Source organism: Ornithinimicrobium cavernae (assembly GCF_003121625.1).
GTDB lineage: Bacteria > Actinomycetota > Actinomycetes > Actinomycetales > Dermatophilaceae > Ornithinicoccus > Ornithinicoccus cavernae.
The window spans coordinates 37,406-58,600 of record NZ_QDDJ01000004.1 but is presented as its reverse complement, the minus strand read 5'-3'; the positions used below and the strand labels follow the sequence as shown (position 1 = coordinate 58,600).

Annotated in this window: 17 protein-coding genes; 10 read left to right on the top strand and 7 right to left on the bottom strand. The window is 67.8% G+C overall.

Features of this window, described 5'->3' with window-relative positions; genetic code table 11:
- Positions 1–41 precede the first annotated feature (41 nt).
- From DA085_RS05150 to DA085_RS05125, 6 genes are all read left to right on the top strand, one after another.
- A complete protein-coding gene (locus DA085_RS05150) occupies positions 42–2,063 on the top strand; it encodes an alpha/beta hydrolase family protein (protein ID WP_109471885.1) in 2,022 nt (673 codons plus the stop codon).
- Between the two features lie 95 nt (positions 2,064–2,158).
- Entirely contained in the window at positions 2,159–3,403 is a 1,245-nt protein-coding gene (locus tag DA085_RS05145; RefSeq protein WP_109471884.1) for an NAD(P)/FAD-dependent oxidoreductase, read from the top strand.
- Positions 3,404–3,443: 40 nt separating this feature from the next.
- Positions 3,444–5,099, top strand: a complete 1,656-nt coding sequence (locus DA085_RS05140; protein ID WP_109471883.1) for an ABC transporter substrate-binding protein — start codon at positions 3,444–3,446, stop codon at positions 5,097–5,099.
- A gap of 4 nt (positions 5,100–5,103) precedes the next feature.
- Positions 5,104–6,171: an ABC transporter permease gene (locus DA085_RS05135; RefSeq protein WP_109471882.1), complete on the top strand. Its 1,068-nt coding sequence runs from the start codon at positions 5,104–5,106 to the stop codon at positions 6,169–6,171.
- Positions 6,171–7,127 (top strand): ABC transporter permease, encoded by a 957-nt coding sequence (locus tag DA085_RS05130; RefSeq protein ID WP_109471881.1) that lies wholly within the window; start codon positions 6,171–6,173, stop codon positions 7,125–7,127. The genes DA085_RS05135 and DA085_RS05130 overlap by 1 nt, the downstream gene beginning before the upstream one ends.
- A 1-nt stretch (position 7,128) precedes the next feature.
- Entirely contained in the window at positions 7,129–8,817 is a 1,689-nt protein-coding gene (locus tag DA085_RS05125; protein WP_202619112.1) for a dipeptide ABC transporter ATP-binding protein, read from the top strand.
- A gap of 71 nt (positions 8,818–8,888) precedes the next feature.
- Here the strand turns inward: DA085_RS05125 and DA085_RS05120 are convergent, their stop codons facing one another.
- The 6 genes from DA085_RS05120 to DA085_RS05095 are packed head-to-tail and all read right to left on the bottom strand — an operon-like array spanning position 8,889 to position 16,027.
- The gene (locus DA085_RS05120) at positions 8,889–9,641 is read right to left on the bottom strand and encodes an IclR family transcriptional regulator (protein WP_109471879.1); all 753 of its coding nucleotides are present in this window, start codon (positions 9,639–9,641) and stop codon (positions 8,889–8,891) included.
- Positions 9,642–9,656: 15 nt separating this feature from the next.
- Positions 9,657–11,099 carry a UbiD family decarboxylase gene (locus tag DA085_RS05115; RefSeq protein WP_109471878.1) on the bottom strand — a complete coding sequence of 481 codons (1,443 nt, stop codon included), beginning with the start codon at positions 11,097–11,099 and terminating at the stop codon, positions 9,657–9,659.
- A complete protein-coding gene (gene hutH, locus DA085_RS05110) occupies positions 11,096–12,625 on the bottom strand; it encodes a histidine ammonia-lyase (RefSeq protein ID WP_109471877.1) in 1,530 nt (509 codons plus the stop codon). Before hutH ends, DA085_RS05115 begins: the two co-directional genes overlap by 4 nt.
- The gene (locus tag DA085_RS05105) at positions 12,622–13,221 is read right to left on the bottom strand and encodes a UbiX family flavin prenyltransferase (RefSeq protein WP_202619111.1); all 600 of its coding nucleotides are present in this window, start codon (positions 13,219–13,221) and stop codon (positions 12,622–12,624) included. Before DA085_RS05105 ends, hutH begins: the two co-directional genes overlap by 4 nt.
- A complete protein-coding gene (locus DA085_RS05100) occupies positions 13,218–14,723 on the bottom strand; it encodes an aldehyde dehydrogenase family protein (RefSeq protein ID WP_109471876.1) in 1,506 nt (501 codons plus the stop codon). The genes DA085_RS05105 and DA085_RS05100 overlap by 4 nt, the downstream gene beginning before the upstream one ends.
- Positions 14,720–16,027: an NAD(P)/FAD-dependent oxidoreductase gene (locus tag DA085_RS05095; protein WP_109471875.1), complete on the bottom strand. Its 1,308-nt coding sequence runs from the start codon at positions 16,025–16,027 to the stop codon at positions 14,720–14,722. The genes DA085_RS05100 and DA085_RS05095 overlap by 4 nt, the downstream gene beginning before the upstream one ends.
- 139 nt (positions 16,028–16,166) lie before the next feature.
- Between DA085_RS05095 and DA085_RS05090 the strand changes: the two genes are divergently transcribed.
- The 4 genes from DA085_RS05090 (at position 16,167) to DA085_RS05075 (ending at position 19,580) form a co-directional block, all read left to right on the top strand.
- Positions 16,167–17,105, top strand: a complete 939-nt coding sequence (locus DA085_RS05090; RefSeq protein ID WP_202619110.1) for an ABC transporter substrate-binding protein — start codon at positions 16,167–16,169, stop codon at positions 17,103–17,105.
- The gene (locus DA085_RS05085) at positions 17,105–17,983 is read left to right on the top strand and encodes an amino acid ABC transporter permease (RefSeq protein WP_109471874.1); all 879 of its coding nucleotides are present in this window, start codon (positions 17,105–17,107) and stop codon (positions 17,981–17,983) included. The genes DA085_RS05090 and DA085_RS05085 overlap by 1 nt, the downstream gene beginning before the upstream one ends.
- Positions 17,980–18,768, top strand: a complete 789-nt coding sequence (locus DA085_RS05080; protein WP_109471873.1) for an amino acid ABC transporter ATP-binding protein — start codon at positions 17,980–17,982, stop codon at positions 18,766–18,768. The genes DA085_RS05085 and DA085_RS05080 overlap by 4 nt, the downstream gene beginning before the upstream one ends.
- Positions 18,769–18,938: 170 nt before the next feature.
- A complete protein-coding gene (locus tag DA085_RS05075; RefSeq protein ID WP_109471872.1) occupies positions 18,939–19,580 on the top strand; it encodes a cysteine hydrolase family protein in 642 nt (213 codons plus the stop codon).
- Positions 19,581–19,582: 2 nt separating this feature from the next.
- On the opposite strand, the gene DA085_RS05070 is transcribed toward DA085_RS05075, so the two are convergent.
- The gene (locus tag DA085_RS05070; RefSeq protein ID WP_419866501.1) at positions 19,583–20,950 is read right to left on the bottom strand and encodes a Na+/H+ antiporter NhaC family protein; all 1,368 of its coding nucleotides are present in this window, start codon (positions 20,948–20,950) and stop codon (positions 19,583–19,585) included.
- Positions 20,951–21,195: the final 245 nt, after the last annotated feature.

Below are 21,195 nucleotides of genomic sequence, written 5' to 3'. Positions count from 1 at the left end.
GGCAGGTGGGCTGGCTGTTCTCCGCGACCTAGGTTTGAGCCATGTCGGTCTTCGCGGACATCGCTGCCACCCAGAACTACGTCGACAACTGGCTCGCTGCGGCCGAAGGGCCAGCCCTGGGGGTCGTGAGCATGATCACCGGCCTTCAGGTGAGCAGCGACGGGGCACACAGCGCCGGGGTCGGGCGGGTGATCGACTCGCTGGACCAACGATCCACCGCCGTCGTCACCATCGTGAACACGTCGCAGAGGACCTCGCGCAACCTGGCCCTGCGTCCCACCGCCCTGGCGTGGGCAGGCACCGTCCTCGGGGTCGGTGGCACGGGCGGACAGGGGGCGCCGACGTTCACCGTGGTCGACCCTGCCGGTGCCACGCTGCTCAGCACCGCACTTCCGGGCCCTGCCCAGCACGTTGCTGGGTATGCCGACCAGGCCGGCGAGGGCGCGCGGTTCGCAGTGGTCTGTTCTCGTGAGCAGCCCAGCAACTTCGACGTCGCTCCACCCGTGGCGGCACGGGTGCTCGGCCAGGCGGCGACCGGGACGTCCGCGTCTCACCCGCCACAGGTCTACACCGACGAACCGCAGGCACCACGCACGCTGACGGTGGTGGACGCCGGGACCGGGACCTCCAGGCAGGTCGACCTGGGCAACCGTGAGGTGTGGTCGGTGAGCTGGATCGACGCAGATCACCTGGTCGCCATCGTCTCTGACCAGGCCGGGGAGACCGGGTGGTACACGGCATACCTCGGTCGGATCCACCTGCCGACAGGTCAGGTCAGCACGGCCTACCGCCCGGTGCAGGAGAGCCAGCTGGCCTACCCGCTGGCGCACGCCGGGCGCCTGCTGGTCATCGAAGGTATCGCCAGCGACCGCAACGTCGTCGCCGGAGACGTCATCGTCATCGACGGTGACGGCACGGTCGAGCGGCTCCACCCGGCGGTCGCCGATGTCACGGCCCTGAGTAGTGCCGGAGACGTCCTGGGCTACCTGGGGTTGCGAGGCCTGTCGACCGTGGCGGGCCGCATCCACCTGGGTGACGGGGCCGCGAGCACCTCCTCGGTCCTGTGGCAGTCGACCGAGACGATGGGTGCCAACCTGGGGCCTTCGGGGGCCTTCGACGAGCGGGGTCGCCTGCACGGCGTCTGCGAGTCGTTCACCCGCTATCCGCAGGTGGTCGTGGTCACGGAGTCGGCGGCGCCCGGCCGCGTCGAGGTCGACACGGTGCTCGACCTGCGGCACCCGGGCGCGGACGCGTACCTGGCGGCGAACCCACGGTTGCACGAGGTCTCCTGGACGGCTCCGGACGGCCTACGCATCGAGGGGCTTCTGGTGACGCCGGCGGGGGAGGGGCCCTTTCCGCTGCTGGTGAATGTTCATGGTGGCCCGGTCTCGGCCTGGCGGAACCGGTGGGGTGTGGCGAACTTTGACCGCTACCCCTACGTCACCCTGCTCGCCGCCCGCGGGTATGCCAGCTTCTACCCGAACCCACGAGGCAGCCAGGGCCGAGGCCAGGACTTCATCAACCGGGTGCGGGGCGACATGGTGGGCGCGGATGTCGACGACATCATCAGTGGCGTGGACCATCTGGCTCGCCAGGGCCTCGTGGACCCGACCCGCGTCGCTGTGACCGGCAACAGCTACGGCGGCATGATGGCAGCCTGGCTGGCTGTGAGCTCCGACCGCTTTGCGGCGGCCATCCCCACCTCGCCCTCGGTGGACATGGTGAGCCAGCACTACTGCTCTGACATCCCGGACTTCGACCGGCTCTTTGTCCGCGACGACGTGCATGCGGTGGACGGCGAGTACAGGAGCCGGAGCGCGATCCACCACGTTGCCGGGGCGACCACGCCGACACTGCTGACGGCGGGCCTGCTCGACAAGACCACGCCTCCGGAACAGGCGATCCTCCTCCACCAGGCACTTCGGGAGCAGGGTACGCCGACGGCGTTGGTGCTGTACCCCTCGCAGGGCCACGGCATCAAGGACTTTCCCGACACCGCACACTTCGTGGCGCACCTGCTGTGCTGGCTGGATCACTACCTGGCCGTTCCAGCGCAGCCGTGAGGTGAGTTCATCTTCTACTGCAGTCGAAGGTCGGCCGCGCGATCTCCGTCTGGACGCTGTCGCGCCCGCCCTGGTGAGGGCGGAAACATGTCCTCATGGTTGGTCACACCGATTCCCCCGCTATCTGCGTGGTCGGCGCCGGAATTGTCGGGGCGTCAGCAGCCCTGCACCTCGCACGCCTGGGAGCCACCAAGGTCACAGTGGTGGACGCGGGCGAGCCCCTCGCGGGCACCACGCCGGCCGGCGCCGGGTTCGTCGCGGCGTTTGCTGCTGACACGAACCGCAGGCTGCACCCGGACTGTGTGCCCCTCGAGACCTACGGAGTCGACTTCTATACAGACCTCGACGCACGAGGGCACGACATCGACTTCTCTGCCCGGGGCAACCTGGTGCTGGCCCTGACGCCGGAGAAGTACAGCTGGTTGCAGGCCGGCCTCCTTGAGCACCCGGCCAGGCTGCCCGGCACTCGCGCGGTGACTCCCGAGGAGATCAACGGCCTGACCTCTGGTGCGGTGAACACGGACAAGGTTGCCGGTGGGGTGCTGATGCCCGAGGGCATCCAGGTGACGACCGGCAAGGCTGTGCTCGCCATGCTCGAGGAGCTGCGCGCAGCTGATGCAGACCTGCGGTTCTCGACCGCCGTGACGGGCATCCTGCGGGACGCCGACGGCCGGGTGACGGGTGTGACCACCACTCAGGGCGACATCTCAGCGGACGTCGTGATCCTGGCGTGCGGTGCGTGGGTGAATGACCTTCTGACGCCACTGGGCCAGCAGCTGCCCCTCGTGCCGGTCGTGGCGACCCGCATGGTGTCGGCCGACGTCGGGGTGCCCGCTGACCTGCCCACGATCCAGTGCCCGGAACTGGGGCTGTGGATCCGCGAGCTGCACGGTGCCTGGTCCTGGGGTGTTGGCAGCGCCTACCGTCGAGCGTCACTCCTCGAGGGTGTGGACACCAGCATCGGCCGGCCGGTGGCTGCCGAGCTGATTGAGGCACAACAAGCCGCCCAACCACAGGTGGCCGAGGTGTTCCCGACACTGGCCGGGCAGGCCGCGGTCACCACGATCCAGGGCATGCCTGTCTACAGCGCAGACGGCAACCTCTACGCCGGGGCCGTGCCCAGCGCCCCGGGCCTGTTTGCCCTGAGCGGCGACAACGAGTCAGGCGTCACCCACGGGCCCGGCATGGGTCGGCTCGTGGCTGAGATGGTGCTCGGGCACGAGCCGTTCGTCTCGCCGACCTCGTTCCGACTGGACCGCACCGACCCCGCCGACTTCGTGGATGAGGACGCTGTGGTCGCCGTGATGGCCGGCGACCGTGTCGCCGACGCCCTCGACTGAACCTCTGGCAATCTCTCGCCCTCTGTCTCAAGGAGAAACCATGACTTCTGTGCGCACGTTCTTCGTCCTGGCTGCCGCCAGTGTGCTCCCGCTCGCTGCGTGTGCCGAGGTGGCCGGCGAGGCGGACGGGGACACCAGCGACGCGTCCACGGCCTCCGGGGCACAAGCAGACAGCCTGACCGTGGGCACGACGGATGTCGTGACCGCGCTCGACCCGGCTGGTAGCTGGGACCTGGGCTCTGCCGTGCTCCACGGCCAGATCTATCGCTGGCTGCTGACCTCGGAGCCGGGCTCCACCGATCCGGTGCCTGATGTCGCTGAGACAGCAGAGTTCACCGCCCCCGACGAGTACACCGTGACGATCCGTCCGGACCAGAAGTTCGCCAACGGCAACGACCTGACCGCCTCGGACGTCAAGTTCAGCTTCGAGCGGCTGGTGGGGATCAATGACCCCAACGGTCCGGCCCAGCTGCTCGGCGACCTGAAGTCGATCGAGACGCCTGACGACCACACGGTCGTGTTCCTCCTGAACTCTGACAACAACGTCCTGTGGCCGCAGATCCTCACCAGCCCGGCGGGCTACATCCTGGACGAGGAGTCGTTCCCGGCCGACAACCTGGCCACGGACGCGGAGATCGTCGAGGCGAACGCCTTCGGTGGGCAGTACGCGATGACGAACTACAGCGCCAACCAGCATGCCGTCATGACGCGCAACGACTTGTACGACGGCCTGCTCGGGTCTGCTCAGACCAAGGACGTGACGTTCCAGTACTACACGGACGCGAGCAACCTGAAACTGGACATCGAGCAGGGGCAGGTCGACGTTGCCTACCGCACCCTCGGAGCCACCGCCGTCGCCGACCTGGCGAACAAGGACGGTGTGAAGGTGCATCTTGGCCCCGGCGCCGAGCTGAGGTACTTCGTCTTCAACGCCGAGACCGCGCCATACGGTTCAGCCACGGACGAGCCCGACCCGGACAAGGCCCTCGCGGTGCGGCAGGCGGTCGCGGACCTGGTCGACCGGGAGGCGCTGGCCGAGGACGTGTACCAGGGGACCTACCAGCCCGTCTACAGTGTCGTGCCCTCCGCCCTGGACGGAGCCGTCGACTCCTACCTCGACGCCTACGGTGACGGAAGCGGGGGGCCGGATGCCGAGCGCGCGGCCGACCGGCTCTCCGAGGCAGGGGTCGAGACCCCGGTGACGTTGAACCTGCAGTACAACAACGACCACTACGGCGAGTCGGCCGCGGACGAGTACGCGATGATCAAGTCCCAGCTGGAGGCGGACGGCCTGTTCACCGTCAATGTGCAGTCGACGGTCTGGAGCGAGTACAGCAACGGCTACCGGAACGACGAGTACCCGCTGTACCAGCTGGGCTGGTTCACCGACTACCCCGATGCGGACAACTACCTCAACCTCGTCTACGGGTCGGACGCGGTGGAGTCCATCCTCGGCAAGGCCAACGAGGACCCGACGACCAACGAGCTCATTGAGCAGTCGCGGCTGGAGACCGACGCCGCGGCGCGGGCCGACCTGCTCGGGCAGGCCCAGGACGCCCTGGCGGACTACCTGCCGATCGTCCCGCTCCTCCAGGGCCAGGACGTCATCGTCGCCCGCAGCAACGTCCAGGGCGTGGAGGAGACCCAGGACCCCTCCTTCCGCTTCCGGGTCGGGCTGCTGAGCAAGACTGATTGAACGCATGACAGTCACTCCGGACCAGGTCGAGAGTCCCGGACGGCTGCGTGGTGTGGGGAGCCTGGGCCGCTACGTGCTGCTTCGCTTCCTGCTGATCTTCCCCACGGTCCTCATCCTGGTCAGCATGGTCTTCGTGGTCATGCGCGTCGCCGGTGACCCGATCACCGCGTCGATGGGTGGGCGGCTCACGGCCGAGCAGCTGGAGCAGCGACTGACAGAAGCGGGCTACAACCGGCCCATCCTGGTGCAGTACCTCGACTACCTGGGCGATCTCGCGCGGGGAGATTTTGGTCGGACCACCGATAACCAGGCCATCACCGAGGTCCTGATCACCTATGGCACGGCCACTCTGGAGCTGGCGGTGTATGCCGGACTGCTGGCGATGCTGATCGGCATCCCTCTGGGGAGGTTTGCGGCCTACCACCGGGACCGGGCGTCTGACGCCGTGTTCCGTGTGCTGGCGATCCTCGCCTATGCCACACCGGTCTTCTTCGCGGGCCTCCTCCTGAAACTGGTCTTCTCGGTGTGGCTCGGGTGGCTGCCGCTGGGCGGTCGGGCCAGCACGCAGACACAGATCTCACTCGGCACCATTCCAGGGGCCAGTGGACTCCTGACTGTCGACGCCCTGCGCACCGGGCGGGCTGACCTCATCGGGGACGTCTTCAGTCACCTGGTGCTGCCGGCGGTGGCACTGGGCCTCCTCACGGCCGGCGTCTTCGTCCGGCTCGTGCGCACCAACATGATCTCCACACTGTCCATGCCGTACGTCGACGCCGCGCGGTCCCGAGGCGTTCGGGAGTCGCGACTGGTGCGCACCCACGCGTACCGTCCCGCCTTGATCCCCATCGTCACCGTGATGGGCATGCAGCTGGCCCTGATGCTGGGTGGGGCGATCCTGACCGAGACCACCTTTGAGTGGCGCGGCCTCGGGTTCGAGCTGGCTCGCTACCTGGCTGCCCGCGACTACGTGGCTGTGCAGGGGATCGTGGCGCTCCTCGCGGTGATCGTGGCGCTGACCAACTTCCTCGTGGACGTCGTCGCTGCCTTTATCGATCCGAGGGTGAGGTACTGATGGCGACCGTCGTGCAGGAACCGCGGCAACGGCGCGGGTGGACGGACCTGCCCGTTGTCTGGCACGTGCGCCACAGTGCCGGCCTACAGCGCGGGATGCTGATAGCGGGCCTGGTCCTGGTGCTGGGGATTGTGCTCGTCGCAGTGTTAGCCCCGTTCCTGGCGCCGTACTCGCACGCCCAGATGAGCGGCGCGGCGGGGCCCTTTCCCCGCCACGCACCACCGTCGGGGGAGCACATCTGGGGCACGACTGTCGGTGGGTACGACGTGTTCTCCCGGACACTGTGGGGAACGAGGACCGCCCTGCTGACCGTCCTCATGGCGGTCAGCGCCTCGCTGGTGCTGGGCGTCGGCCTCGGCCTGGTCTCCGGGTTCTTCGGGGGACCACTGGACCGGGTCCTGGTGATGTTGGCCGATGCCGTGTACGCCTTTCCCGCGCTGCTGCTCGCGATCGTGGTGTCGATCGTGATCTCCGGCGGGCAGTCCAGCTATTTCGGCGGGGTGCTCTCCGCAGCCATCGCCATCTCGGTGATCTTCATCCCGCAGTTCTTCCGGGTCGTGCGCGCCGAGACCCTGCAGGTCAAGGCCGAGCCGTTCGTTGAGGCCGCCCGGGTCTTCGGGATGCCCAGGACGCGGATCCTGCGGCGCCACGTGCTGCGCAACACGACGCGCTCGATACCGCTCATCATCACGTTGAACGCTGCCGAGTCCATCCTGACCCTCGCCGCCCTGGGCTTCCTGGGCTTCGGCATCGACCCGACGGCCGCAGCCGAGTGGGGATATGACCTCAACCGGGCGGTGGCCGACACCTCGAGCGGCATCTGGTGGACCGGTGTCTTCCCGGGCTCGGCCATCGTGCTGCTCGTGCTCGGGGTCACCCTGGTCGGGGAGAGCCTGACTGACATCTCCGACCCGCGGCTGCGGCGTCGTCGGCACCGCGGACGAAAGAAGGCGTGAGGTGACGCAGGAGAGGACATCAGAGGGCGCCGGGCCGGTGCTGTCACTGGAGCAGGTGACCGTCGGCTTCGACACCGACTCGGGGGTTGTCGAAGCGGTTCGCGGCCTGGACCTGCAGGTGGGCCGCGGAGAGATCGTGGCCCTCGTCGGCGAGTCCGGATCGGGCAAGACCGTGACCGCCCACACGATCCTCCAGATGGTGCCGGAGAACGCACGCATCACCGGTCGGATCACGCTTGCTGGCGCTGACGTCCTGTCGCTGTCGGGGGAGGACCTCCGGCTGCTGCGAGGCTCCGCCGCCGCCATGGTGTTCCAGGAGCCCTCAACGGCACTGAACCCGGTCTTTCCCATCGGTTGGCAGATCGCCGACGGGATCCGGGCGCACCAACGCATCGGCCGCAGGGCCGCGCGTGCGCGTGCCGTGGATCTGCTCCGCAAGGTCGGACTGCCGGACCCGGAGCAACGGGTCGACTTCTATCCGCATCAGCTCTCCGGCGGGCAGAAACAGCGGGTCGTGATCGCGATGGCGCTGGCTCTCGACGCGCAGCTGATCATCGCGGACGAGCCGACCACAGCCCTGGACGTCACGGTGCAGGCCGAGGTCCTGGAAGTCCTTCGCAGGCTGCGGGACGACTTCGGGCGGTCGGTGCTCCTCATCACCCACAACATGGGCGTCGTCGCCGACCTGGCCGACCGGGTCGCAGTGATGAGGCACGGCGAGCTGGTTGAGGTCGCTGACGTCGCAGACCTCTTCGCCCAACCACGGCACGACTACACCCGGGAGCTCCTGGCGTCCGTCCCTCGGCTGAGGGCCGCAGCGGGCGAACCGATCCGGAGCACCCCACCCAACGCGGAGGCACCGCCTGTGGTGGTGGCCGAGGGCCTGGCGATCACCTTCCCTGGACGGCTGGGGCGACCCGCCGTTCATGCCGTCCGGCACGTCTCCTTCAGCGTTGCTCCTGGTGAGGTGTTGGGGCTCGTGGGTGAGTCCGGCTCGGGGAAGACCACCATCAGTCGTGCCGTGGCAGGGTTGGTGGGGCCGACGGGCGGCTCACTCACGGTCCTCGGCCAGGAGTTCCGAGGGGCTCGAGAGCGCGATATCCGACCACTGCGACAGCAGATCGGCTTCGTCTTCCAGGACCCGGCGACCAGCTTCAACCCCAAGCTGAGCATCGGCGACTGCGTCGCCGAGCCGCTGCGGGTCCACCGCCGAGACCTGACGGAGGCCCAGCTGCGTGCTCGCGTTGCGTCCGTTCTCGACATGGTGCAGCTCTCGCCTGCCCTGTCCGGGCGCTTTCCGCACGAGCTCTCGGGAGGACAACGACAGCGCGCGAGCCTGGCCCGGGCGCTGGCCCTGGACCCCGCACTCCTCATTGCGGACGAGCCGACCTCCGCCCTGGACGTGTCCGTGCAGGCGCGTGTGCTCGAGGTCTTTGCCGAGCTGCACAGGGAACTGTCCTTCGCCGCGATCTTCGTGACGCACGACCTGGCGGTGGTGGGAATGGTCGCCGATCGCGTCGGTGTCCTCCGCGACGGCCGGCTGGTGGAACTCGGTCCGACCGCCTCGGTGCTCGCCTCGCCGCAGGAGGAGTACACCCAGCAGCTGCTGGCTGCAGCTCCTGTTCCTGACCCGGCAGAACAGGCGACGCGGCGAACGCGTTGGCAGGCGCTCGTGAGCCAGCCCGGCTGACGGTCGTGCCGTGACCGGCTGGGGTAGGAGGCGACACCGGGATGCCCGGTGGGAGGCCCCGGCAGAGTGGGTCAGCGTCGCGTGGCCGCCCCAGCAACAGTCCAGATCGGGTGAGTGTGATCAGTGGGCGCCGAGGCGTCCTCGACATAACCGAGCTCCTCGGACAGGTCCGCTGCGCTCTGCGCGACGATCGCCCCGATCCGCTCGAGCTCCTCATCGGGCAGCCTGAATGAGGGTCCGATGATCGATAGGGCGGCGATGACGGAGCCAGACGTGTCGCGCACCGGCGCAGCGGCGGCAGCGGCGTCGGGCTCGATCCTGGTTGCACGGGACAGCACGAACCCTCCCGGTCCCACCTGGTCATGGAGGGCGGCGCCAATGGCAGTGCCGGGTGTCTCGATGACCAGCCCTGCCCAGTGGGCATGCCGGATGGCGTGCGGACTCTCCACCTGTCGCAGATAGAGGCACTTGCTCGCACCCTCCACGGGGAGGCCGACGTAGGCGGTCTCGCCCGTCGCCTCGGCCAGTCCCCTGAGATGACGCTCCGACAGCGAATAGATCGCGAGGTTGCCGACGGCCAACGCGCCGATCTGATAGAGCCGAGGACCCGCGCGATAGCGGCCGTGCTCGTCCCGGGTGACGAAGTCTGTCGCGGCGAGCGACTGCAGGAGCCTGGCGGCCGTGCTCGTGGCCAACTCGGCGTCGCGGGCGGCCGAACTCAACGTCGTGCCGTCTGCGCTGCGGGCGACGAGATCAAGCAGGTCCAGGGCTCGCTCCACGCTGCGTGTGTTGCGGGAACCGTCCGCAGAATCAGGCTTCGACATCGCGCCACCCTCGTTTCACTCACCCGCACCTTGGCGGAAGGACAACCAGCTCTGCACCCGATCGAGATCATTCTCGTCAAGGAACGAGGCCAGATTCACGTCAGCGTAGGCGGCAACGGGTCGGTCCGCCCGATCGGGGAAGGCGGGGAAGAACGGCCGGGTGGCATCGAATCCGAGTTTGTCGGTCACGAGCTCCGTAGCCGACTCGGGGTTGACCCGCCGCGCACTGGGGTCCATCCGGATGCCCTTCTGATTCGGTAGGACCATCAGGTCGCGGCCGGCCTGGAAGCGCACATTCAGCGCCCACAGCACCTGTTGGTCGTCGTGGATATCGATGTCCTCGTCCACGACATACACGTGCTTGATGAAGTGATCCGAGGCGAGTGCAGCCAGGATCGCCTGCGTCCCGTCGGCCTGCTTCTGCTTCTCCACCTGGATGTAGGCACTGAGGGAGCCGCCCATGAACGGGATCCGCACGTCGCGCACGCCCGGCACCGACCTGCGCACAGCCTGCAGCAGCCGGGCCTCCCGGCCGGGGAACAGCCAGAGGCAGCGGTGCTCGGCATGGGTCGGGTGCAGGTCGTGGAAGATCGCGTCTGCACGTCGCGTCACCGCCGTGACCGTGCACACCGGTGCCTGGGCGGAACCGTAGTAGTAGGAGAACTCCCCGAACGGACCCTCGGCCTCCATGTTGGTCGGGTCGACCCTGCCCTCGAGCACGATCTCGGCGTCGGCAGGGATCGGTAGGTCCACGGTCGCCCCGGGTGTGACGCGCAGGGGCGCGCCGAGAAGTGCCCCGACCAGCTCGTGGGTGTCGACAGACGTGGGGTTCTTGAGCTGGGAGGCGATGGCGTAGGCCGGGTGGTGGCCGATGACGATCGCGATCTCCACCGGGCGCCCAGCCGCCCGCGCCCGGGCAATGACCCGACCCAGGTCATGATCGGGGGCGGCATTGACGGTGAGCGTGCGGCGACCAGTGATCATCATCCGGTACATGCCGGTGTTGATGGTCCCGGTCAGGTCGTCCCGGGCGAGGACGACACCGGAGGTGATGTAGGTGCCGGCGTCGTCCTTGCTGTGCACACCGAACGGGAGCCGTGCGAGTTCGACATCCTCGGCATCCTGCACTATCTGTTGCACCGGTGCGACGTCTCGCGCGACCGTCACGGGCGCGGGCCCACCCTCCTCGATGAGAGTGAGGGCGTGCTCGAGCAGCCCGTACTGTGGTTGACCTACGGCGGAGGCGATCCGGGAACGGGTGCCAAAGACACCGGCGACAACCGGCAGGTCGGAGCCCACCACGTTGTGGAAGAGCACGGCAGGTGCACCTGCCGGCTCGACCTCCTTGACGATGGCGCTGATCTCACCGTCCGTGCGCGTCGCGCGGTGGATCTCGATGAGCTCATCGCCGGCTCGCAGCTGGTCGAGGAAGACACGCAGGTCGGGCGCGGGACTCATGGACGCTCACCTGCGCGGATTCCGACGACCTTCGTGAACGCCCCACCGAGCACCTCGGAGCAGACCGCCTCCATGTCGGGGGACATCACACGGTCCTCCTCGAGGAAGTCGGCGAGGGACCGCACCAGGTCGTAGGTGCTGGCCAGTCCGGGAGCGGGGGTCCCCCCGTTGCGCAGGTCGAGTCCCTGGGCGGCACAGAGCAACTCGATCGCGACGACGTATGCCGAGTTGCGGCCCATCGCGGACAGCCGTAGTCCCGCGTGGGTCGCCATGGACACGTGGTCCTCCTGGCCTGCCGACGTGGGAATGCTGTCGACGCTGTTCGGCATCGCCCTGGATCGGTTCTCCGCGACGAGCGCGGCACTGGTCACCTGGGCGAGCATGAAGCCCGAGCTCAGGCCGGCGCTCTCGATGAGGAACGGGGGCAGGCCGCTCATCGAGGTGTCCATGAGCATGGCCGTGCGGCGCTCAGACAGCGACCCGATCTCGCAGAGTGCCATCGCGATGACGTCGGCGGCGAAGGCCACGGGCTGACCGTGGAAGTTGCCACCGGAAAGCACGATGTCGTCGTCCGGGAACATCAGCGGGTTGTCCGACACCGCGTTGACCTCCCGGCCCAGCGTGCCGGCAGCAAAGTCCAGCAGGTCAAGGGCGGCGCCCATCACCTGGGGCTGGCAGCGCAGGCAGTAGGGGTCCTGCAGGCGGCGCCCCTCGAACTCCACGCTGAGGACTGCGCTGTCCGCGACGAGACGGCGCAGCTGGTCGGCCACGGCGATCTGCCCTGGTTGGCGACGGACCTGCTGGATGCGGTCGTCGAATGCTGTCTGTCGGCCGGCAGTGGCCTCCGTCGTCAGCGCCCCGGCCGCGACCGCGGCGTTGAGCACATCCTGGGCGCGGAAGAGCCCGCGGATGGTGATCGCGGTCGAGGCCTGCGTGCCGTTGATGAGGGCGACGCCCTCCTTGGGGCCCAAGACGATGGGCTCCAGCCCCACGGCGGCGAGCCCGTCCACGGCACTCATGGTTTCCTCGCCGATGCGGATGTGTCCCAGACCGATCATCGCGCCGGCCATGTGGGACAGGGGAGCGAGGTCGCCGGAAGCTCCGACGGACCCCTGCCCGGGGATGACCGGCAGGGCGTCGTGGTTGAGCATGTCGACCATCTGCTGCACGACGAGGCGGCGCACACCGGAGTGGCCACGCAGTAGGCCGATCAGCTTGACGAGCATCGTCGCGCGGACCAGCGCAGGCTCCAGAGGATCTCCGACGCCGGTCATGTGGGACGCGATGACGCGGCGCTGCAACTCCTCCAGATCGTCCGGGGAGATGCGTCGGTCGGCGAGCTTTCCGAAGCCGGTGTTCACGCCATAGACGACGTCGCCACGCTCGACGGCGCCGGCGATCACGGCGTGGGCAGCGTCCACCTTCGTCCAGGCCGAGTCTGTGATCGACACGGTGATCGGGCCGGCGTAGGCAGGTTCGAGGTCCTGGAGCTCGACGTCGTCTCCGGTGAGTGTGAAGGTGCTCATGAGGTGATCCCTTTCGGATAGCGGGGTGGCGGCGTGCCCTCCCAGCGCGGCGTGATCTGTGAGTCGAGCCCATACAGATCGAGAACCCGACCGACCGTGCCGTCGACGAGATCCTCGATGCTGTTCGGGGCGGTGTAGAAGGACGGCAGGGGCGGGAAGATGACGCCCCCCATCTCAGTGACGGCCGCCATGTTGCGGATGTGCACCAGGCTGAGCGGTGTCTCCCGGACGAGTAGCGTCAGCCGTCGTCGCTCCTTGAGAGTCACGTCCGCAGCCCGGCTCAGCAAGGTGGTCGTCACCCCGGTTGCCACCTCGGCCAGACTGCGCACTGAGCAGGGGGCGATGATCATGCCCATCGTCGGGAAGGACCCCGACGAGATGGATGCGGCCACATCGTGGACCGGATGGACGACGTCCGCCAGCTCCTTGACCTGGCGCACCGAGATGTCGAGCTCGTGGTCGATCGTGAGGTGCGCGGCCTTGGACAGCACCAGGTGGGTCTCGATGCCCAGCACCCGTAGCTCCTCAAGAAGGCGCACACCGTAGGTGACGCCGCTGGCGCCGGTGATGCCGATGATCATCCGCCGCGTGGTCATGCGGCACCTCCGGGCGCTGGACGGATACGCACGTTGACGGCCTTCAGCTCGGTATAGCTGTCGAGCTCCTCGGGGCACTCCTCGCGCCCGACCCCGCTGCCCTTCATCCCGCCGAACGGGGCACCGGGATAGTGACGGTTGGCATCATTGACCCAGACGTAGCCAGCATCCACACCGTGCGCGAGGCGCAGGGCGCGGTCCAGGTCGCGCGACCAGACGGCGGCGCTCAGGCCGTGCCGCACCTCGTTGGCGAGGGCGAGGGCCTCGTCCTCGGTGGTGAACGGGTGCACGCTCAGGACCGGCCCGAAGATCTCCTCCGTGGCCACTCGGCTGGATGGGTCGGCACCGACAACGAGATGGGGAGCGAGGTAGTAGCCGCCCTGTGGCCGGTCTGCCGCATCGTCTGTCGGGCACTCCACGACATCCGCTCCCGCCTGCTCGGCCTCGGCCAGGAAGCCACGCACCCGGTCCAGGTGTGGTGCAGAGACGAGTGGGCCCATCTGGACGCCATCCTGGTAGGCGACCCCCATGGACAACCCGCTCATCAGTTTCCGGACGCGTGCCGTCAGGGGCTCGATGATCGACTCATGGGCGATCAGTCGCGATGTCGACTGGCAGCTCTGGCCCTGGCTGACAGTGAGGGACATGCCGGCCACCGCGGCCTGTGCGGCCTCGTCCAGATCGACGTCATCGGCGACGATCATCGCGTTCTTGCCGCCCAGCTCGGTGGTGAAGTGCTTCACGGCACCGCCGGCGCCCAGGCGTCCCTGGATGGTGACGGCGGTCTGTTCGCTGCCTACGAAGGACAGGCGCTTCACGCGCGGGTCGGTCACCAGGGCATCACCCGCGGCACCGTCGCCCGTCAGGAGGTTGACGACCCCGTCCGGCAGGGCTTCTCGCAGCAGGCGGCCCAGCGCGAGGGTCGCCACCGGGGTCTGTGGCGCTGCCTTGATCACCATCGTGTTGCCCGCGAGCAGCGGCAGGATCATCCCGGCGACGGCGAACAGCATCGGGTGGTTGTAGGCGATGATGCGACCCACCACGCCGTAGGGTTCGCGGACCGTATAGCTCAGGCCGTCGTCGAAGGGCCGGGAGGCCCGTCCCTGCTGGGCAATGGCCCAGGCGGGCCAGTCGCGCAGGTAGCGCAGGGCCAACCCGGTGTCCCGGCGGGTCGCCGGCAGAGGATTGCCGCTGTCGACGGACTCCAGCACCGAGAGTGCGTGCCCGTGCGCGCGCAGCAGCTCAGCAAACGCCTGCAGGCACTCGATGCGCTCAGCGAGCGGGCGCCGCGACCAGTCCGGCTGGGCCTGCTCCGCCGCGTCCACCGCCGACCGCAGATCGCTTGGGCTCGTCAGCGGGACTGTGCTGTACGGCATACCGGTCGAAGGGTCGGTGACGTCCTCTGTGGCGCCTGTCGCCCACTGCCCGCCCACGAAGTTCGCAGGTGTGCTGCCCGGAAAGAACTCCTCGAGGAGGCGCTGCCGAAGGGTGGTGCTGCTCATCCTCTGCTCCTTGCTGCCACAGCGGTTCGTTGGCGGGAGAACGCCGCCCCGGGGAACTCGTGGCCGGTCGTTGGTCCGCGCAGAACTGGGGGCGCCTCCTCCCCATCGAGCGCCGACTCGACGATCTGGCGCATCAGGTCCCCGACGGCAGGCGCCGTCTTGAACTGGTTGCCACTGCTTCCCATCGCCACCACGAACCCCTCACGAGCCGTGGTGTCGTAGATCGGGACCCAGTCCTCGGTCGCGTCGTAGAGACCGACGACCCCCCGCGGCCGGTGAGGGACGGTGAGTCCGCGGACCCGCCGCGCCAGGCGCAGCACCTGACGGTCCCACGACGTCACCGACACCTCCGTGGGGAAGTCGTCGGGGTCCTCGACGGTTGTCACCGGATCGCACTCGGCGCCGTTGCTCCCGACGAGGAACGCCCCGTCTCCTTCAGGGCGGAAGTTGATCCCGAGGTCGCCGTCCACGACGTGCACACCGTGGCGCCGGAGGTCGACTGCTGCGGGTGCCGGGACGTGGTGCAGTTCCTCACGGAGCTGCCGGACCGTCACGGTGAAGTCGTCTCGTACGGCAGCCAGTGTGTTGATGTGTGACGAGTGAGGGCCCGCCGCATTGACCACGACCTCAGCCGTCAGGACGGTCCCGTCTGCGAGATGCAGTGTCCACGTGCCCGGCCCGCGGTCACACCCGATCACCTCGCTTCGCATCCTGAACCGTGCGCCTCCTCGAGCCGCGGCGTCCGCCATGTTCTTGGCGGCCAGTGCGGGATCACCGACGTATCCGCTGGCCGGGGTGTGCAGGGCACCGCGGAGGAGTCCATCCGGTTCTGACCAGAAGGCATCGTCGGCGACGTCGACGGGAGGCCCGAAACGGTGGACATCGAGATACGGGGCGAGTTCGAGGAGTCCAGCTGTGTCCAGGTGCTCTGCCTCAGCGCCGCACGAAGCCAGCACCTCCGCATACCGGTCCGTTGAGCCGTTGCCGTGATCAAGGATCACCGTGCCGCACCGCACGAACTCGGCGATCTCCTCGTCGGCGGGCGCCCTCAGGAAGTCACGCCATCCCTCCCACAACGGTAGTGCCTCCATGGCTAGGGAGCAGGAGACCGGATCGTCAGCGTGCAAGCGGATGATGCCGGCGGAGGAGCTTGTCGAGCCGTGCCCGACGGCGCTTCCGCGGTCGATGACCAGCACGTCGTGGCCGTGGCGGACGAGGGCGAGCGCCGTGGAGACACCGATCACGCCGGCGCCGATGACGATGACCTCGGCATGTCGGCCGCGCCGCCCCTGGTCGTCCTCCATGCATGTCTCCGTCTGTTGGCTGTCGGCAAATCGCTCGCAACTCTTGCGGTCCCGTCGGGTGCTGAGTAACGTACCCACATCATGTAGGAATTCCCACTAGATGGCAACCAATCCCATCTAGAGGCAAGGAGACGAGACGATGGCCCGACCAAAGTTCTTCGGCACCCGGATCGCCGTGCTCGCGGCCGGGTTGTCCCTCACGCTCATGGCATGCGGCGGGGACGCGACCTCCGATGACAGTTCCGACGCGGACAGCCAGGAGTCCGAGGGCACCGCTGCCCCTGCGGGCGACGGCGATGGCGGCGAGGCTGCCGCACTGTTGCCGGACGAGATCAAGGAGCAGGGCTACATCACCGTCGCCGGTGATGCGTCCTACCCACCGATCGGCTTCATGGACGAGGACGGCGTCACCATCGTCGGACTGGACCACGAGCTCGCCGAGCTCCTCAGCGCCGAGCTGGGCATCGAGCTCCGCGTGGAGAACGCGAGCTTCGACTCGATCATCCCCGGCCTCCAGGGCGGCAAGTACGACGCGGGGATGTCGTGGATGAACGACACGGAGGAGCGGAGGCAGGTCGTCGACTTCATCGACTACAGCGAGGACGGCTCCTCGATGTTCGTGCCTGCCGAGTCCGAGGCGCGCCCGGAGTCCTTGGAGGAACTGTGCGGGCTCCGCGTGGCCGTGCAGAAGGGCACGGTGCAGCAGACCGACGCGGACACCGCGTCGCAGGAGTGCGTGGCCGCTGGCAAGGAACCCGTGGAGGTGCAGGTCTTCCCGGACCAGAACGCCGCGAACAGCGCCCTGGCCTCGGCTCGTGCCGACGTCTCCATCGCCGATACCCCGGTGGCGTCGTGGCAGGTCACTGAGTCCGACGGCAAGTTCGAGCTCACCGGTCAGCCCTACGGCGCGGTCTACCACGGCATTGCAGTCATCAAGGACAGCGAGCTCGCGCAGCCGCTGGCCGTCGCCATGCAGGCGATCATGGACGATGGGTCGTACCTGAAGGTCCTGGAGAAGTGGGGCATGGAAGACGCCGCCATTGATCAGGTCCTGATCAACGGCGAGCCCCTGGAGTGATGGCGTCCGCGACGGCCGATCCGATCGGGGAGAGCAGTCTGCCCATTCGCAAACGGCCAAAGCTGGTCCAGTGGGCCCTGATCGCCGTCCTCGGGTTGGTGGTCGCCGCCGGCGCGTTCTCGGTGGTCAACAACGAGAACTTCGGCTGGCCCATCGTCTTCGAGTACTTCACGTCCCCCCGGATACTCTCCGGTCTCGTCCGGACGCTGCACCTGACCGCCCTGTCCATGGCCATCGGCATCGTGCTGGGCGTGATCCTCGCACTGATGCACATGTCGCGGAACCGGTTCGTGCAGAGCATCGCCTGGGCCTACATCTGGTTCTTCCGTGGCACCCCGGTGTTCGTCCAGCTCCTGTTCTGGGGATCGATCTCCGCGTTGTACCCGAAACTCATCCTCGGTCTGCCGTTCGGGGGACCCGCCTGGTTGGAGATGTCTGCCAACGACCTGATCACGCCCTATATCGCGGCGGTGTTGGGGCTGGGTCTCAACGAGGCTGCCTATATGGCCGAGATCGTCAGGGCCGGGATCAAGTCGGTGGACCGCGGCCAGTCCGAGGCGGCCACCGCCCTGGGCATGCCGGACGGGCTGACCACGCGGCGCGTGGTGCTGCCGCAGGCCATGCGGGTGATCATCCCGCCGACGGGCAACCAACTGATCGGGATGCTCAAGACCAGCTCCCTGGTGGCCGTACTGGCCTATCCGGAGCTGCTGTACAGCGCCCAGCTGATCTACGCCGTGAACTATCAGACGATCCCGCTACTGATCACGGCGTCCCTGTGGTACCTGCTGATCACGTCGGTCCTCAGCGTCGGTCAGTACTACCTGGAGAGACACTTCGGCCGGTCCGAGGCCCGATCCAGCCTGGAGGCACGATGAGAGAGAAGACCACCGAGCCACTGGTGAGGATCCGGGGTGTGCACAAGAGCTTCGGCTCCCTCGAGGTGCTCAAGGGCATCGATCTGGACGTGGACCAGGGCGAGGTGTGTGTCCTGCTCGGGCGCTCCGGTTCGGGCAAGTCGACACTGCTGCGGTGCATCAACCACCTCGAAGGCCTCAACGACGGTGAGATCCATGTTGGTGGGGAGCGGATCGGTTATGAGCGCCGCCGCGATCACCTCCTGCCGATGACTTCGCGCCAGGCCGCCCGGCAGCGTCAGAACATCGGCATGGTGTTCCAGCGGTTCAACCTGTTCGCCCACCGAACGGTGTTGGAGAACGTGATGGAGGCGCCCATCTACGTGGCGAAGCGGCCCAGGAAGGAGGTCAAGCGCGAGGCTCTCGAGCTGCTGGAGCGTGTCGGCCTGGCCGACAAACCGGCCGCGTACCCGGCCATGCTCTCCGGCGGTCAGCAGCAGCGTGTTGCCATTGCTCGCGCACTCGCGATGCATCCGGCACTCATGCTGTTCGACGAGCCCACATCCGCGCTGGACCCAGAGCTTGTCGGGGAGGTGCTCACAGTGATCCAGGACCTCGCGCGGTCTGGCATGACGATGATCGTCGTCACCCACGAGATCTCATTCGCTCGAGAGGTCGCGGACACGGCGGTCTTCATGGATGGCGGGCTCGTGGTCGAGAAGGGACCCCCCAGCGAGATCCTCAGCGACCCCAGCGACCCGCGGACCCGTACATTCCTCTCGCGGGTTCTGAAGGAGACCGCCTGAGCGAGCGTGGATGTGTCGCAACGTCACCCGGGAGACCGAGGAGCGCAGTGGCGTCGAGGAGGGCACCGTCTCGCCGCGGAGCACCGCGCCTCGGTCAGCCTGGTCGGAGGCGGGCTAGGGTCGGGTGATACGCGCTCGCACCAGAGTGGAAATGTGACAAGGAGGTCGCAGTGTCTCTCAAGATCGATGCACTCAACCCGAAGACGACTGCTCTGTTGCTCCTCGACCTGCAGAACGACTTCGTCGAGCCCGGTGCTCCGCTGGATACGCCGATGGCGTACCAGAACCTGCCTCGACTCAAGGAGCTCATCACCTTCTGTCGAGACCGCGGCATCCAGCTCATCTACACCCGTCACGCGCACGACGCAGACGGCTCGGACATGGGTCTGTTCGCACAGATCTATCCAGGGCTCGGCGAGGGGGCGGCGCTCATCGAGGGTCAGCGTGGGTCACAGGTCTTCGATGAGGTCGCTCCTCAAGACGGTGACCTCGTCGTCCGGAAGCAGCGGTACAGCGGCTTCTTCCAGACCAACATGGACCTGCTCCTGCGCAGCAACGGCATCAAGGACGTCGCCATCGCCGGCGCCACGTCGGAGGACTGCTGCCTGGCCACCGCGCGAGATGCGATGTACCGCGGCTACCGGGTTGCGTTCCTCTCCGACGCCATCGGCACGTACGACTACCCCGACATCGGATACGGAGCCGTCAAGGCCGAGGATCTGCACCGCACGATCCTGACGGTGGTCGGCGCGACGACGGGACACGTCATGACTGTCGACGAGTTCGAGTCGCTGGTGACGGAGGCCAGGTAGGTTCAGCTGACCTCTGCAGCCGCCGCCACCGGCGCGGGCTGCTCGCGCACCGGCTCGCCGTCAGGTCCCTCGAAACGACGGCCCCAGCCGGTGAGCACCGCGACGATCATGACGACCGTGAGGACCAGGGGATAGAGCACCGCCACGAACAGGCTGGTCATGCCGACCTCCGGCACGCCCTCGTGACCGGCCGTGAGCATCGCACCGATCAGCAGGAAGGCACTCACTCCGGGGACCACCGAGGAGATGCCCATGGCGAAGCAGTCCATCACGTTGCTGCGGCGGTAGGGGTGGAGCTGGTGGCGCGCGCCCAGCTCGTCCACGACGGGGCCGAAGGTCATCATGGAGGCCGAGTTGACGCCGCCGAAGAGCAGCGTCGTCAGGGTGATGCCACCACCGATTGCGATCTCGGCGCCGCGGGGTGTGTTGCTGAGGCGGCCGGTGGACAGGGCGGTCACGGCACGGTCGAGGACACCGGCACCGGTGAGGACGCCCATGATGCCGAAGACCGCGATCACGAGAGCTACCGTGGGCAGCATGTTCTGCACACCGGCGACCAGGAAGCCGGTGGGGGCGCCGTCCGTCGCGCCGACGATGTCGCTCGGGGCGAGCAGGTTGGTCGCCACGGCGGTGATCGAGCCCAGGATGAGCCCGACGGTGACGGCCTTGAAGATGTCCCGGGTCACGAAGGCGACGACGACCATGATGCCGACCGGGATGAGCATGATGAGACCGGCCGGGTCCGCGGTCGCGCCGACCACCTCGGAGCTGAAGCTGCCTGAACCGCCGGTGCCACCGAAGAGGTAGAACCCCACCGCCGAGACCACCGCAGCGATCGCGGCATACTTCGCCCGGGAGCGCACGACGCCGCCGATGTCCGCCGAGCCCTCCTTGCGCCGGAAGCGCTGGTTGGTCGCCGAGATGATGGTGGTGTCGGAGATGGGGGCGAGGTTGTCGCCGAGGATCGCGCCGGAGACGATGGCGCCCGCGAGGAAGGCCGGGTCGGCTCCCAGCAGCACGCCCGCGGGATAGAAGATCGGGAAGGCCGTGAACATGGTCCCGATCGAGGAGCCGGTGGCCATGGCCACGAGCCCGACCGCGACGAACGTGAACAGCGTGAGCAGGGCTCCGCTGAGGCCGACCATGTCCGCGATCCACACGAACCCGCTGGAGACGTTCGTGTCCTTGATCAGCTGGGACAGCATGCCGACGACCATGAGGATGACGATGATCGTCACCGAGGTCGGGCTGCCGATGCCCTTCATCGCGTGGTCCCAGAAGCGCGTGTAGTCCGTCGCGAGCATCGCGCCGACCAGGAGCGCGACGAGCCCACCCATCGCCAGGGCGGTCATGTCGAACGCATCGAGCACAACGAAGTAGGTGACGCAGAACGCCAGGAAGATGAGGACCGGCAGGAATGCCACGGTCCACCCTCCCCGGAACTCCAGCGACGTGGTGTCGTCCATCGGGTTCATCCTTCCAGCGTCATCGTTGAGCACGTGTGAGGGCAGTGCGGTGGCACTGTACTCGCCTCGGAGACCGAATGTACAGTGTCAGTGCAATGAGAGCCGACAGTATGCAGCGCGCTTGCGGCTGCACTGCACGGCAGGTGCTG